Genomic DNA, 13,470 nt, shown 5'->3' with positions numbered 1-13,470 from the left:
CTGATCCACCCCATCGCCATGGAAGAAGGGCTGCGCTTCGCCATCCGCGAAGGCGGGCGTACCGTCGGCGCCGGGGTTGTGGCCAAGGTCATTGAGTAATTCTTGGGATCACTGAGGATTATTCATGTCCAAGCAAAAAATTCGTATCCGCCTGAAGGCGTTTGACTACAAACTGATCGACCAGTCGGCTGCCGAGATCGTCGATACCGCCAAGCGCACCGGCGCCATCGTCAAGGGTCCCGTGCCCCTGCCGACGCGCATGAAGCGTTTCGATATCCTGCGTTCGCCGCACGTCAACAAGACGAGCCGTGACCAGCTGGAAATCCGCACGCACCAGCGCTTGATGGACATCGTTGACCCGACCGACAAGACGGTGGACGCGCTGATGAAGCTGGACCTGCCGGCGGGCGTCGATGTGGAAATCAAGCTGCAGTGATTGCGCTGTGTGCTGCGGGTCGATGCGCCCGTGGTACGCCGTGCAACTTGCTTGCAGTGAGTTGTTGTTATAGAATCAAAAGCTTCGCGCGAAGCCGAGAATTCGGGCGCGTGAAGTTCGAACAACCTTCTTTCACACACCTGCATCGTTCGCACAAGGGCGGTGCAGGGCAAACGTCTTGACCAATTGCAGTTGAGGCGGTGGAAGTTTTGGAGAAATAATATGAGTCTGAGTAACTCTTTGGGGTTGCTGGGCCGCAAGGTTGGCATGATGCGCCTGTTCACCGATGATGGGGAATCCATTCCCGTCACGGTGCTTGACGTTTCTGGCAACCGGGTCACCCAGATAAAGACCCAGGAAAATGATGGCTATGTGGCCTTGCAGGTCACTTACGGTACACGCAAGGCTTCGCGTGTCACCAAGCCGCAGGCTGGACACCTTGCCAAGGCGGGTGTGCAGGCCGGTCAAATCATCCGTGAATTCCGTGTAACGCAAGATACCGCTGGCAAATACGCTGCCGGCAATTCGGTGCCTGTCAGCGATGTGTTTGCGGTTGGTCAGAAGGTCGACGTGCAGGGCACTTCGATCGGCAAGGGCTACGCCGGCACCATCAAGCGCCACAATTTCAGTTCGCAGCGTGCGTCGCATGGCAATAGCCGTTCGCACAACGTGCCGGGTTCTATTTCCATGGCGCAAGACCCTGGTCGCGTGTTTCCGGGGAAAAAGATGACGGGTCACATGGGTGATGAGACCGTCACTACGCAGAACCTCGACTTGGTTCGTATTGATGAGGCGCGCCAGCTGTTGCTCATCAAGGGTGCCGTCCCGGGCTCCAAAGGGGGCTTCGTCACGGTGCGTCCTGCCGTCAAGGCGCCCGTTTCCAAAGGAGTGAACTGATGCAGCTCGAGCTCCTCAATGATCAAGGTCAGGCAGCATCCAAGGTGGATGTGCCTGAGACCGTGTTTGATCGTCAGTACAACGAAGATCTGATTCATCAGATCGTTGTTGCCTATCGTGCCAATGGCCGCCAGGGCACCCGTGCGCAAAAAGACCGCCAGCAGGTGCGTCACTCGACGAAGAAGCCGTTCAAGCAAAAGGGCACGGGCAATGCGCGTGCCGGTATGACGTCCTCCCCGCTTTGGCGTGGGGGTGGTCGCATCTTCCCGAATCTGCCGGAAGAAAACTTCACTCAGAAGATCAACAAGAAGATGTACCGCGCCGGCATGGCGTCCATCTTCTCGCAACTGGCGCGCGAAGGCCGTCTGGCGGTGGTTGATTCGCTCAAGGTGGAATCGCCCAAAACCAAGGCGCTGGCCGGGCGTTTCAAGGCCATGAATCTGGATTCGGTGATGGTGATTGCGGAAGAGGTTGATGAAAATCTCTACCTCGCTTCGCGCAATCTGAAGAACGTGTTTGTCGTCGAGCCGCGCTACGCCGACCCGGTCTCGTTGGTGCACTACAAGAAGGTGCTCGTCACCAAGGGTGCCATCGATCAGCTCAAGGAGATGTTTGCATGAGCACGCCCCAATTCGATGAAGGCCGTCTGATGCAAGTGCTCGTGGCACCGGTGGTGTCCGAGAAGGCAACGATGGTGTCCGAGAAGTCCAATGTCGTGACGTTCAAGGTGCTGCAGAGTGCCACCAAGCCGGAGATCAAGGCGGCAGTGGAATTGCTGTTCAAAGTGGAGGTGACTGGTGTGTCGGTCGTCAACACCAAGGGCAAGGTCAAGCGCTTTGGCAAAACGACAGGTCGGCGCGACAACGTGCGCAAGGCCTATGTGCAGCTCAAGGAAGGCCAGGATCTGAACCTGTCCGGGGAGGCGGCGTAATCATGGCTGTCATCAAAATCAAACCGAATACGCCGGGCCAACGTGGCGCGGTCAAGATCTCGCGCGACCACCTGCACAAGGGTGAAGGCTATGCGCCTTTGCTGGAGCCGCAATTCCAGAAGGCTGGTCGCAACAACCGTGGTTGCATCACCATTCGCCACAAGGGCGGTGGTCACAAGCACCACTACCGCGTGGTCGACTTCGTGCGCAGCAAGGACGGCATTCCGGCCAAGGTCGAGCGCATCGAGTACGACCCGAATCGTTCCGCGCACATCGCTCTGGTCTGCTATGCCGATGGCGAACGCCGCTACATCATTGCGCCGCGCAACATTGAAGTCGGCGCTACCGTGGTGAGTGGTTCCGAGTCGCCGATCCGCGTCGGTAACACGCTCCCGATCCGCAACATTCCGGTGGGTTCGACCATCCATTGCATCGAGCTCAAACCCGGCAAGGGTGCGCAGATTGCGCGTTCAGCCGGGACGTCAGCCACGCTGTTGGCGCGCGAAGGCGTCTATGCCCAGGTGCGCATGCGTTCGGGCGAAGTGCGCAAAATTCACGTCGAATGCCGTGCCACCATTGGCGAAGTCGCCAATGAAGAGCACAGCCTGCGTCAGCTCGGCAAGGCCGGTGTCAAGCGCTGGATGGGCATCCGCCCGACGGTGCGTGGCGTTGCGATGAACCCGATTGACCACCCTCAGGGCGGTGGCGAGGGCAAGACGGGCGAAGGTCGCCATCCGGTCGATCCGTGGGGCAACCTGACCAAGGGCTATCGCACCCGCAACAACAAGCGCACACAGACGATGATCGTGTCGCGTCGCAAGAAGTAAGGGGTAGCCAATGTCTCGCTCCATCAAAAAGGGTCCGTTCGTTGACCATCACCTGCTGGCCAAGGCCGAGAAGGCCGTAGCCACCAAGGACAAGAAGCCCGTCAAAACCTGGTCGCGCCGCTCGATGGTGCTGCCTGAGTTCATCGGCCTCACGATTGCCGTACACAACGGCAAGCAACATGTGCCGGTCTATATCACCGACCAGATGGTGGGCCACAAGCTGGGTGAGTTCGCCTTGACGCGTACGTTCAAGGGCCATCCGGCGGACAAAAAAGTCCAGAAAAAATAAGGAACGACCATGTCTGAAACACGTGCAGTCCTGCGGGGCGTCCGCTTGTCCGTGGACAAGGGTCGCCTGGTCGCGGATCTCATTCGCGGCAAGAAGGTGGACCAGGCTCTCAACATCCTGACGTTCACGCAAAAGAAGGCCGCCGGCATCGTCAAGAAAGTGCTGGAATCGGCGATCGCCAACGCTGAGCACAACGATGGTGCCGACATCGACGAGTTGAAGGTCAAGACCATCTACGTCGAGCAAGGCACCACGCTCAAGCGTTTCACGGCGCGCGCCAAGGGCCGCGGCAACCGCATCAGCAAACCGACGTGTCACATTTTCGTGACCGTGGGCAACTGAGGGCGAGAGGAATACCATGGGACAGAAAATTCATCCTACCGGCTTCCGTCTGGCGGTCAGCCGCAACTGGGCCAGCCGCTGGTACGCCAGCAATCGTGACTTCGCTGGCAAGCTGGCGGAAGACATCAAAGTGCGCGAGTTTCTGCGTACCAAGCTGAAGAACGCCGCGGTTTCGCGCGTGCTGATTGAACGCCCCGCGAAGAATGCGCGCATCACGATTTATTCGGGCCGTCCGGGTGTGGTGATTGGCAAGAAGGGCGAGGACATCGAGAACCTGAAGAAGGAACTTGCAAATCTGCTTGGCGTGCCCGTGGCCGTCAACATCGAAGAGGTGCGCAAGCCGGAAATCGATGCCAAGCTGATTGCCGACTCCATCACCCAGCAGCTGGAAAAGCGCATTCAGTTCCGCCGTGCGATGAAGCGCGCAATGCAGAACGCCATGCGTCTTGGGGCTCAGGGCATCAAGATCATGTCGGCGGGTCGTCTGAACGGCATTGAAATTGCCCGTACAGAGTGGTATCGCGAAGGCCGTGTGCCTCTGCATACCCTGCGCGCCGATATCGATTACGGTACGTCCGAGGCCCACACCACCTATGGCGCGATTGGCGTCAAGGTCTGGGTGTACAAGGGCGACACACTGGGACGCAACGACCTTCCCGTGGCCGAAACGCCGCGTGAAGACGAGCGCCGTCCGCGGGGTCCGCGCCGTGATGGCCGTGGTGATGGTCGCCGTGACAGCCGTGGCCCGCGTCGTGCCGGTGGCACCAATACCGCTCCGGTCGACGGTAGCGACAAACCCGAAGGCGCGTCTGGCGCTGAAACCCCCGTTAAGCGCGTTCGCAAAGACGCGCCCGCTGCCGCAGCGGCGGACGGCAAAGGAGAATAAACATGCTGCAACCTGCTCGCCGCAAATACCGCAAGGAGCAAAAGGGACGCAATACCGGCGTTGCCACGCGTGGCAACGCGGTGTCGTTCGGCGATTTCGGTCTCAAGTGCACCGACCGTGGCCGTTTGACGGCCCGTCAGATCGAGGCTGCGCGCCGTGCGATTTCGCGCCACGTGAAGCGTGGTGGCCGGATCTGGATCCGTGTGTTCCCCGACAAGCCTATTTCCACCAAACCTGCCGAAGTTCGTATGGGTAACGGCAAGGGCAATCCTGAGTACTACGTGGCGGAAATTCAGCCCGGCAAGATGGTCTTTGAGATTGTTGGTGTACCGGAAGAGCTGGCGCGCGAGGCCTTTCGCCTGGCCGCTGCCAAGTTGCCGCTCCGTACGGCATTTGTCTCTCGCCACATTGGCGCGTAACGCAGGAGAATCGAAATGACGAAAGCTGCTGATTTGCGCCAGAAGGACGAAGCTGCGCTGAAGGAAGAAGTCAAGAGCCTGCAGAAGGCACACTTTGGTCTGCGCATGCAAAAGGCCACGCAACAACTGGGCAACACGGGGACGCTCAAAAGCACTCGCCGCGATATCGCCCGTGCCAAAACCATTCTTGCTGAAAAGCAGGCCGCCAAGTAACCAGGAGCGAACATGACGGAAGCAAAGACATCCCTCAAGCGCACCTTGATTGGCAAGGTGGTCAGCGACAAGCGCGCGAAGACCGTGACGGTACTGGTAGAGCGCAGCGTGAAACACCCGATCTACGACAAGATCGTGATTCGTTCCAGCAAATTCCACGCGCACGACGAAAACGGTCAATTCAAGCTGGGCGATACCGTCGAGATCGCAGAAAGCCGCCCGCTTTCCAAGACCAAGAACTGGGTCGTCACACGCCTGGTTCAGAAAGCGGTGCTGGTGTAACAGCTGGCGCCTGCGCCAATGCAAAAAATGGCCCACAATGCGTGGGCCATTTTTTTGTGTCTCGCTGGGTTGCCATGGGGGTTGCTCGCAGACACGTACTGGAGATTGGAATGATCAAGATCGGGGATCAATTGCCGGCGGTTGTACTCGCGGAGTATGTCGAGGAGGCGGGCAATGGTTGCAGTGTCGGGCCCAACCCCGTGGATGTCCGGCAGGCTGCGGCAGGCAAGACGATTGCGCTCTTTGCCGTACCTGGCGCATTCACGCCAACCTGTTCCAATCAGCATCTGCCCGGTTACGTGCAACAGGCTGATGCACTGCGTGCGGCGGGAGTCGACGAAATCTGGTGCCTGTCCGTCAATGATGCCTTCGTCATGGGCGCCTGGGGGCGCGATCAGCATACCAACGGAAAGGTGCGCATGCTCGCCGATGGTGACGCGGCGTTCGCAAAGGCTGCCGGCCTGACGCTTGATCTGAACGGCAAGGGGCTTGGCCTGCGTTCGGAACGTTACTCGATGCTGGTACGAAACGGGAAGGTTGAGCGACTCAATGTCGAGGGACCGGGCAAGTTTGAAGTCAGCGGCGCCGACACGCTGCTTGCCCAGATCACGCGCTGATGCGATCTTGTCCGAGCTGGCGAGCCATCACCGGATATCGACTTTGAGATAGTGGGCGCCAGCGTAGGGGCTGTGGTAGTACGGTGGAATTTCGGTAAAGCCAAGCTCGTTGTAGAGTGCGCGCGCGGCTTCCATGTCGTCCAGCGTGTCCAGAAGCACCGTGCTGTAACTCAGGCGCCGCGCCTGCTCCAGAATGGCTTCAGCAAGCACCTTGCCCAGCCCGAATCCGCGAAACGCTTTGCGCACATACAAGCGTTTCATTTCTGCGGCATTGGGGTAATCGCAATCATCCAGCGGGCGCAAGGCACAGCAGCCTGCTGTTTCGCCTTCCACATGGGCAAGCAACAGGCAGCCCCGGGGCGCCCTGTAGTCGCCGGGCAGTTGCTGCAGTTCCTGTTGCAGGCCCTGCAACGTCAAGTCCACATCGAGAGAAAGCGCGTATTCGCTGAAAAGTTCGCGCACCATGTCGATCTGGTCAGGGTGCGTGGCATTGAATAACGCGATGGCGGGGCGATCCATGCAAGGGGTGACTGAGGAGTGGTACGTGGTGAACGCAAGTGTAACGAGGCCCGATGCGGTGAGGAATTTGCAAACATGCCAATGATGCTGGGACAGCGCAGTACGATTGCGTCAACCGCCTTCTCAACGAGCAAGTGGCTCTTGGTATGGCTGGTGCTCGGTGCGCTGCTGGGTTGCAGTCCTCGCTTGAACTGGCGAACGGTGACGCCATCCGGCGCGATGCTGGAGGTATTGTTGCCGTGCAAGCCCGAGTCAGCGAAGCGGGCGGTGGATTGGGCCGGGCCAGAGGTGGCTCTGGCGGTTACCGGGTGCAAGGTGGATGGATTTCTCTTTGCCGTCTCGTACATGGATCTGATGGATGAGCGTCAGGTCGCTCCAGTGCTCACGCAATGGCAAGCGTCGGTGCGCGCGAGCGCAGGCCCCCAAGCGACGGTCACGAGTGCGCGTTTTGTGCCTGCCGGCGCAGTCGATATTCCATTGTCGGTTCGCCTTGCATTGCAGGGCATGGGGGTCGATGGAAAGCCGGTTCATGCCCAGGCCGTTTGGTTCGTGCGAAAGGCAGATGCTGCTCGAGTTCGGGTGTACCACGCCTTAGCGTTGGGCCCATCGGAAGGCGCTGAAGCTGCCGAGACGATGTTTGGCAGCCTCAAACTCCTTCCATAGGGTGACATGCTGGTATCTTGCTTGGCCGATGCGCTGTGGTGTCTCCACCAGGAACAGCAGCGATAATCTGGCGCCCACCCGCGAGAGTCGATGAAAACCTGCTTGCTGCTCATAGCCCACGCGCCACTGGCGAGCGCCTTGCGTGCGTGCGCGTTGCATGTGTTTCCCGAGTGTGATGCAGCCGTTTTGGCGCTGGATATCGCACCGGATGCGCAGCCTCAGCAGATGTGCGAGGCAGCGCACACTCTTTTGCAACGCTCTGGTGCGCAGCAGACGCTCGTGCTGTCGGATGTCGTCGGAGCAACACCTTGCAATGTGGCGCAGAGCCTGACTGGCGACGACCATGTCAGGCTGCTTGCCGGTGTCAATCTTCCGATGGTGCTGCGTGCGATCACGTACCGTGAAGAACCCATAGCAAGCCTGGTCGAGAGAGCAAGGCTTGGAGGCCAGCAGGGGGTGGTTGAACTTCAGGCGATGCTGGAGTGCCGAGGCCGGTAGTAGCGATGCTCAAGACCACCACCACCATCGTCAATCGCCTCGGTCTGCACGCGCGGGCCTCTGCAAAATTGACCAAGCTGGCGAGCGGATTTGATTGCCAGGTCTGGATGCGCCGCGGTGAACGCCGCGTCAATGCGAAGAGCATCATGGGCGTGATGATGCTGGCCGCGGGCATGGGCACGGAGGTCGAAATCGAAACCGATGGGAAACAGGAGGAGATGGCGATGCAGGCGCTGCTTGCATTGATTGCCGACAAATTTGGAGAGGGTGAGTGACCTATCGGCTCCCTGCGCTATCTGGACGTTGCAGCGTCCGCGGCGTGCGGCGCTCAACAACACCGTAGCCATCCCAGTCATGACATCGTATCTCCACGGTCTGGCTGTTGCGCAAGGCATTGCGCAAGGGCGAGCCGTGGTGGTGCAAAGCAAGAGTTCGGGTGTGCCGCGCCGTCAGATATCTGACGACGAAGTGCCAGAGGAATTGAAGCGGCTGGGGCAGGCGCGCGACGCATTGGCGCAGGAACTGCAAGGACTGCTGCGGACCATGCCGCGCGACGTTCCAGCCGAGCTCGCAGCCATGATTGATGTTCATTTGCAGCTGCTTCAGGATGAGGCGTTGCAGGATGCAGTCACTGTCTGGATCACGCAGCATCACTACAACGCCGAGTGGGCGTTGACGACGCAGATGGATCTGTTTGCGCGCCAGTTCGATGCCATGTCAGACGCCTATCTGCGCGAACGCAAGGGTGATCTGCACCAGGTCGTCGACCGCTTGTTGCACCACTTGGGGGGATTGCCCCTGACGTCGATGGCGCGCCCAGGATCGAACGACGATGCCCCGCGCATTCTCGTGGCACACGATTTGTCACCGGCCGACATGTTGCGATATCGGGAAGGAGCGTTTGCGGGGTTTGTGACCGATGTCGGCGCGGCGACCAGTCATACGGCCATCGTGGCTCGAAGCATGGGCATTCCTGCCGTGGTGGCGGCACGCGGTGCAAGCGAGCTGGTGCCGCCTGATGCGTGGATCATTCTGGATGGCGATGCCGGGCTGGTGCTGATCGATCCGCCGGCGCAGGTGCGTGCGCAGTATCAGGCTCGGCAATTGGAGCTGGCGCGCCATGCCGAAGGGCTGAAGTACCTGGCTGTGGTGCCCGCATCCACGCGCGATGGCCAGGCGGTGCAGTTGTTGGCGAACATTGAAAGCCCTCAGGACGTGGCGGCAGCGATGCACGCAGGAGCCGCGGGTGTCGGGCTCTTCCGAACAGAGTTTCTGTTCATGGGGCGTGGCAGTGATTTGCCGGGCGAAGAGGAGCAGTATGCGGCCTACCGTGCGGTCGTGGAGGGGATGAAAGGTCTGCCGGTGACTATCCGCACGATAGACGTCGGCGCAGACAAGCCATTGGATGGCATACGGCCTGGAGTCAATCCTGCGTTGGGGCTCAGGGCGATACGCTGGAGCCTCTCGGACTTGCCGATGTTCCGCACGCAGTTGCGAGCCTTGCTGCGGGCGGCTGTCCATGGGCCTGTGGGCGTGCTCTTTCCCATGATGGGCAACCTGGACGAAGCGCGTCAAGCCTGCGCCCAGGTCGATCTGGCACGTGACGAATTGGCGGCTCAAGGCATGCTGGCAGGCACGGTACGCCTGGGCGCGATGGTGGAGGTGCCTGCTGCCGCATTGCTGGTTGAAGACTTCCTGCAGCAGTTTGATTTTCTCTCCATCGGAACGAACGATCTGATCCAGTACACACTGGCCATCGACCGCAGCGACGAAACCGTGGCTCATCTGTATGACCCACTGCATCCGGCCGTGTTGAGGCTGATTGCGATGGTGCTGACCGCAGGAGAGCAATGTGGCAAGGAAGTGAGTCTCTGTGGCGAAATGGCAGGAGATGCGTCCCTCACGCGCTTGCTGCTCGGAATGGGTTTGCGTCATTTTTCGATGCAGCCAACATCCATTCCGCGCGTCAAGCAGCAAATTCTGCAGAGTGACGCGGCCGGTTTGAAAGCGTGGGCAGACCAAGTGGTGCGATCGCCGACACCCAGGTCTGTCTGGAATTCGGGGTCGCCAAAACTCCACAATTGATAGTGTTCTACGCACTATGCACGGGCGCTAGAGATGAATTTCATTCGAATCCCTGGCCTCAATCAGCAAGCTGTGCCTGCAGGTGTTTGGTGAGGCGATCGGCGGCCTCCTGCCAAGACGTATGCACACCGACACTCGAAAGATCCAAGGTGGTCAGGCCGGCGTAGCCGCAAGGATGTATGTTTGCAAAAGGGGCCAAGTCCATTGCGACGTTGAGCGCTACCCCGTGGTAGGTGCAATGGCGGCTGACCTTGATGCCGAGCGCAGCGATCTTGCCGACATCGGCGAAATCCGGAGCGGGAGCAGGGCTGCCGACGGCTCGGTACCGAGGCCGTTGCGGGAGCATGGCGTGGCTGCGTGGATTACTCAGGCGCACGTAAATGCCCGGCGCCCCGGCAACGCGATGACCGGTGATGCCGTAATCGCCCAAGGTGCGAATCACGGCTTCCTCAAGCTGATGAACGTATTCCTTGACACCATACCCCCGGCCTCGGCGGCGCAGATCGATCAGCGGGTAAGCCACCACCTGACCGGGGCCGTGGTAAGTCACCTGCCCCCCGCGGTTGGTTCGTACAACGGGAATGCCGTGGGTCTCCAGGATGTGTGAGGGACTCCCTGCAACCCCTTGCGTATAAACTGCATCGTGCTCGCATAACCAGAGCTGATCGCCCGTTGTTTCATTGCGCGCCAGCGTGAATGCCTGCATCGCCTGTTGCGTGGCCTCGTATTCGACACGTCCGAGTGGACAGGGGTGCAGGGGCACTACAGAACCACCTTGACCATGGGATGGGCCGTCAATGCGCGGTACAGAGCGTCCAGTTGCTCGCGGCTGGTCGCGGTCACCGTGATGGTGACGCCGAGGTAGTTGCCCTTGCCACTGGGGCGCAACTCCACGGTGGATGCGTCGAAAGTGGGGTCAAACTGGCGTGCCAGCTGCGTGATGGCACCGACAAAGCCGTCGTGGTGTCTGCCCATGACCTTGATGGGGAATGCGGAGGGGTACTCGATCAGGCTCTCTTGCGGTGCATTGGCGCTGCCGCCAATGATGGGAAGGGGATGCTCCGTGTTGTTCATGAGACATAGGATAACAGCGCGCTCCGATTCGGTGGCTGCAGACGAAAACGACGAAAAATGCAAGTCGCTGCGCGAAACGTTCAGCACCCCCGGGTTTTTACGTATAATCGAAAAGTTTTGTGAATGATTGCAGGTGCCGGGGCCGTGTCTGACGATACGAGAAAAAACGCCTCGGTGCGACAAGCAGTTGCAAAGGCAGCAGAGGCGTCTTTTTGCCACGATGACGAGCAAGCCTTCCGGCCCATGACGGCCGAGGAGGCGCGCCAATGGCGCAGCCTGTATCCACAGGTGCCTCTATCGCGGGCACTTCTCTGGGAGGCGTTGACGGGGCTGGTGGTGGCTCTCGCTGCGTGTCTGTTGACGCAAAGCGCTGCTGTTGCCTGGTCTGCGGCGTACGGCGCGGCAGCCGGCGTGATTCCTGCGGCGGTTGCGGCGGTCGGCACGGTGCGCTGGGCCAGGCACGGTTTCCCTCCGGGGGCGGCGCTGGCGGGGTTGTTGCTGTGGGAGGGGGTCAAGCTGGTCTTGACCATGGGGCTGCTGATGGCGGCGCCGAAGTTTCTGGGGGTGCCGAGCTGGCCAGCCTTGCTGATCAGTTTGGTGCTGACAATCAAGATGTATTGGGTCGGCCTGTTGTGGGTTCGGCCCCTGAAGTCCGGACGGGCGCGGAAAGAACGAACCGATGGCTGCTGAGAGCGCTGTGACATCTGCCGTGGAACATGGTCCAACCGCGGGTGAGTATGTTATTCACCACTTGCATTTCTGGCAGAACGGCACGTCCACCGCGGTGTTTGACATGTCGGTCATTCACTTTGACACGGTGATTTTTTCGGTGCTGTTGGCGGCGCTGACTTTCTGGGTTCTGTGGGCGGCCGCACGCAAGGCCAGTTCCGGAGTGCCGGGGCGGTTTCAGGCAGCCGTGGAAATGCTCGTTGAGTTCGTCGACAACGAGGCCAAGGGCATCATCAAGAACGCCGAGAGCCGCAAATTCGTGGCGCCGTTGGGTCTGTCCATCTTCATTTGGGTCACCCTGATGAACACCATGGATTTGTTGCCGGTGGATTTGATCCCGACGGTGTGGGGTTGGATCATCGGTGCCACAGGTGGTGATCCGGCGCATGCCTACATGCGTGTCCTGCCGACGGCTGACGTGTCGGGCAGCATGGGTCTGTCGGTGGCGGTGCTGTTGATTTGTCTGTACTACAACATCAAGATCAAGGGCGCCGGTGGCTGGGCGCATGAGCTGGTCACCGCACCGTTTGGTACCAGCAAGAACCCGGTGATGGCGGTATTGTTGGGCATCGTGAATTTTGCGATGCAGATCATTGAATTTGCCTCCAAGACCCTCTCGCACGGACTGCGACTGTTCGGCAACATGTATGCCGGTGAACTGATTTTCATGCTGATCGCGCTGATGGGTGGTGCCTTTGCGCTGACCGGTACCGGTATCGGGCTTGCCATCGGGCACGTGATTGCCGGCTTGGCGTGGGCCATCTTCCACATTTTGATCATCATTCTGCAGGCTTTCATCTTCATGATGCTTGCGCTGGTCTATATCGGCCAAGCGCACGATCACCATTGATGCGGCGCTTGGTGCCGCCACGTACCGTTTCCCCTTTCGTTCCTCAATCAACCTGTTCCACTAGGAGTCATCATGGAAGTTATCAGCTTTGTTGCCTTGGCCGCCGGCCTGATCATTGGCTTGGGCGCCGTCGGTGCTTGTATCGGCATCGGCCTCATGGGCAGCAAGTTCCTCGAATCGGCCGCGCGCCAGCCCGAGTTGATGGGTGAATTGCAAACCAAGATGTTCCTGCTGGTCGGCCTGATCGACGCGGCGTTCATCATTGGTGTGGGTATCGCCCTGTGGTTCGCCACGGCCAACCCCTTCCTGGGTCAAATCGCGCAGATCGCCAAGTAAGTTCCGGACCGGGTTGGAATGCATGGATGCGTCGCCAGGCGGCGCGTCCGCGCACAATTTCAGTCTTGCGGCCCCGCTGCCGCTGCAATCCAAGGAACCATCGTGAGCATCACCGCTACCCTCATCATTCAAATCATCGTGTTTTTGCTGCTCGTGGCATTCACGATGAAGTTTGTGTGGCCGCCGATCGCCAATGCGCTGGACGAGCGTGCGCAGAAGGTCGCCGATGGCCTGGCTGCCGCCGACAAGGCCAAGAGCGAACTGGCTGCGGCCAACCAGCGTGTCGAGCAGCAGCTTGCTGAAACGCGCAACGAAAGCACGCAGCGCTTGGCTGATGCCGAGCGCCAGGCGCGCGCCATCATCGAAGAAGCCAAAAACCGAGCGACGGTGGAGGGCAGCAAGATTGTTGCCGCCGCCCAGGCCGAAGCGCAGCAGCAGAGCGTGCAGGCGCGCGAAGCGTTGCGTGAACAGGTGGCGCAGCTCGCGGTCAAAGGCGCCGAGCAGATCCTGCGCAGGGAAGTCAATCCGTCCGTCCATGCTGAATTGCTGGGCCGTTTGAAGACTGAACTGTAAGGAA

At 59.9% G+C, this 13,470-nt stretch carries 23 protein-coding genes and 1 pseudogene; 21 read left to right on the top strand and 3 right to left on the bottom strand.

What is annotated here, in order from left to right; all coding sequences use genetic code 11:
• From ABS45_RS09680 to ABS45_RS09620, 13 genes and pseudogenes are all read left to right on the top strand, one after another.
• Positions 1–99: pseudogene (locus tag ABS45_RS09680) on the top strand (elongation factor Tu); the annotation flags it as partial.
• A gap of 25 nt (positions 100–124) precedes the next feature.
• On the top strand, positions 125–436 hold the full coding sequence (rpsJ, locus tag ABS45_RS09675) for a 30S ribosomal protein S10 (RefSeq protein ID WP_005796953.1): 312 nt from the start codon (positions 125–127) through the stop codon (positions 434–436).
• 222 nt (positions 437–658) lie between these two features.
• Positions 659–1,333 carry a 50S ribosomal protein L3 gene (gene rplC, locus ABS45_RS09670; RefSeq protein WP_291555279.1) on the top strand — a complete coding sequence of 225 codons (675 nt, stop codon included), beginning with the start codon at positions 659–661 and terminating at the stop codon, positions 1,331–1,333.
• Positions 1,333–1,953, top strand: coding sequence for a 50S ribosomal protein L4 (rplD, locus tag ABS45_RS09665; RefSeq protein WP_291555278.1), 621 nt, complete (start codon positions 1,333–1,335; stop codon positions 1,951–1,953). The genes rplC and rplD overlap by 1 nt, the downstream gene beginning before the upstream one ends.
• Positions 1,950–2,264, top strand: coding sequence for a 50S ribosomal protein L23 (gene rplW, locus ABS45_RS09660; RefSeq protein WP_291555277.1), 315 nt, complete (start codon positions 1,950–1,952; stop codon positions 2,262–2,264). The genes rplD and rplW overlap by 4 nt, the downstream gene beginning before the upstream one ends.
• A 2-nt stretch (positions 2,265–2,266) precedes the next feature.
• Positions 2,267–3,091: a 50S ribosomal protein L2 gene (gene rplB / locus ABS45_RS09655; protein WP_291555276.1), complete on the top strand. Its 825-nt coding sequence runs from the start codon at positions 2,267–2,269 to the stop codon at positions 3,089–3,091.
• A gap of 10 nt (positions 3,092–3,101) precedes the next feature.
• Positions 3,102–3,380 (top strand): 30S ribosomal protein S19, encoded by a 279-nt coding sequence (gene rpsS, locus ABS45_RS09650; RefSeq protein WP_024540038.1) that lies wholly within the window; start codon positions 3,102–3,104, stop codon positions 3,378–3,380.
• 9 nt (positions 3,381–3,389) lie between these two features.
• A complete protein-coding gene (rplV, locus tag ABS45_RS09645; protein WP_291555275.1) occupies positions 3,390–3,722 on the top strand; it encodes a 50S ribosomal protein L22 in 333 nt (110 codons plus the stop codon).
• 16 nt (positions 3,723–3,738) lie between these two features.
• A complete protein-coding gene (rpsC, locus tag ABS45_RS09640) occupies positions 3,739–4,608 on the top strand; it encodes a 30S ribosomal protein S3 (RefSeq protein ID WP_291555274.1) in 870 nt (289 codons plus the stop codon).
• 2 nt (positions 4,609–4,610) lie between these two features.
• A complete protein-coding gene (gene rplP, locus ABS45_RS09635) occupies positions 4,611–5,027 on the top strand; it encodes a 50S ribosomal protein L16 (protein WP_291555273.1) in 417 nt (138 codons plus the stop codon).
• Between the two features lie 15 nt (positions 5,028–5,042).
• The gene (gene rpmC / locus ABS45_RS09630; RefSeq protein ID WP_291555272.1) at positions 5,043–5,240 is read left to right on the top strand and encodes a 50S ribosomal protein L29; all 198 of its coding nucleotides are present in this window, start codon (positions 5,043–5,045) and stop codon (positions 5,238–5,240) included.
• Positions 5,241–5,252: 12 nt separating this feature from the next.
• A complete protein-coding gene (gene rpsQ, locus ABS45_RS09625) occupies positions 5,253–5,522 on the top strand; it encodes a 30S ribosomal protein S17 (protein WP_291555271.1) in 270 nt (89 codons plus the stop codon).
• A gap of 110 nt (positions 5,523–5,632) precedes the next feature.
• A complete protein-coding gene (locus ABS45_RS09620; RefSeq protein ID WP_291555270.1) occupies positions 5,633–6,139 on the top strand; it encodes a peroxiredoxin in 507 nt (168 codons plus the stop codon).
• 27 nt (positions 6,140–6,166) lie between these two features.
• Here the strand turns inward: ABS45_RS09620 and ABS45_RS09615 are convergent, their stop codons facing one another.
• Positions 6,167–6,658: a GNAT family N-acetyltransferase gene (locus ABS45_RS09615; protein WP_291555269.1), complete on the bottom strand. Its 492-nt coding sequence runs from the start codon at positions 6,656–6,658 to the stop codon at positions 6,167–6,169.
• Positions 6,659–6,733: 75 nt separating this feature from the next.
• On the opposite strand from ABS45_RS09615, the gene ABS45_RS09610 reads away from it, so the two are divergent.
• From ABS45_RS09610 to ptsP, 4 genes are all read left to right on the top strand, one after another.
• Entirely contained in the window at positions 6,734–7,321 is a 588-nt protein-coding gene (locus ABS45_RS09610; RefSeq protein WP_291555268.1) for a hypothetical protein, read from the top strand.
• Positions 7,322–7,411: 90 nt separating this feature from the next.
• Positions 7,412–7,819: a PTS fructose transporter subunit IIA gene (locus ABS45_RS09605; protein WP_291555267.1), complete on the top strand. Its 408-nt coding sequence runs from the start codon at positions 7,412–7,414 to the stop codon at positions 7,817–7,819.
• 5 nt (positions 7,820–7,824) lie between these two features.
• Positions 7,825–8,094, top strand: a complete 270-nt coding sequence (locus ABS45_RS09600; RefSeq protein ID WP_291555266.1) for an HPr family phosphocarrier protein — start codon at positions 7,825–7,827, stop codon at positions 8,092–8,094.
• A 79-nt stretch (positions 8,095–8,173) separates the two neighbouring features.
• Positions 8,174–9,904: a phosphoenolpyruvate--protein phosphotransferase gene (ptsP, locus tag ABS45_RS09595; protein WP_291555265.1), complete on the top strand. Its 1,731-nt coding sequence runs from the start codon at positions 8,174–8,176 to the stop codon at positions 9,902–9,904.
• A gap of 58 nt (positions 9,905–9,962) precedes the next feature.
• Here the strand turns inward: ptsP and lipB are convergent, their stop codons facing one another.
• Entirely contained in the window at positions 9,963–10,610 is a 648-nt protein-coding gene (gene lipB / locus ABS45_RS09590) for a lipoyl(octanoyl) transferase LipB (RefSeq protein WP_291555280.1), read from the bottom strand.
• A gap of 56 nt (positions 10,611–10,666) precedes the next feature.
• On the bottom strand, positions 10,667–10,978 hold the full coding sequence (locus tag ABS45_RS09585; RefSeq protein ID WP_291555264.1) for a DUF493 family protein: 312 nt from the start codon (positions 10,976–10,978) through the stop codon (positions 10,667–10,669).
• Positions 10,979–11,122: 144 nt separating this feature from the next.
• Between ABS45_RS09585 and ABS45_RS09580 the strand changes: the two genes are divergently transcribed.
• The 4 genes from ABS45_RS09580 (at position 11,123) to ABS45_RS09565 (ending at position 13,466) form a co-directional block, all read left to right on the top strand.
• Entirely contained in the window at positions 11,123–11,668 is a 546-nt protein-coding gene (locus tag ABS45_RS09580; protein ID WP_291555263.1) for an ATP synthase subunit I, read from the top strand.
• On the top strand, positions 11,658–12,557 hold the full coding sequence (gene atpB, locus ABS45_RS09575; protein WP_291555262.1) for a F0F1 ATP synthase subunit A: 900 nt from the start codon (positions 11,658–11,660) through the stop codon (positions 12,555–12,557). The genes ABS45_RS09580 and atpB overlap by 11 nt, the downstream gene beginning before the upstream one ends.
• A gap of 69 nt (positions 12,558–12,626) precedes the next feature.
• Entirely contained in the window at positions 12,627–12,893 is a 267-nt protein-coding gene (gene atpE, locus ABS45_RS09570) for a F0F1 ATP synthase subunit C (RefSeq protein ID WP_211236137.1), read from the top strand.
• Positions 12,894–12,995: 102 nt separating this feature from the next.
• A complete protein-coding gene (locus tag ABS45_RS09565; RefSeq protein ID WP_291555261.1) occupies positions 12,996–13,466 on the top strand; it encodes a F0F1 ATP synthase subunit B in 471 nt (156 codons plus the stop codon).
• Positions 13,467–13,470: the final 4 nt, after the last annotated feature.

Source organism: Comamonas sp. SCN 65-56 (assembly GCF_001724135.1).
Classification (GTDB): Bacteria; Pseudomonadota; Gammaproteobacteria; order Burkholderiales; family Burkholderiaceae_C; genus Comamonas_C.
Note: the sequence above shows the minus strand (reverse complement) of the source record. Positions and strands in the feature narration are given on the sequence as shown.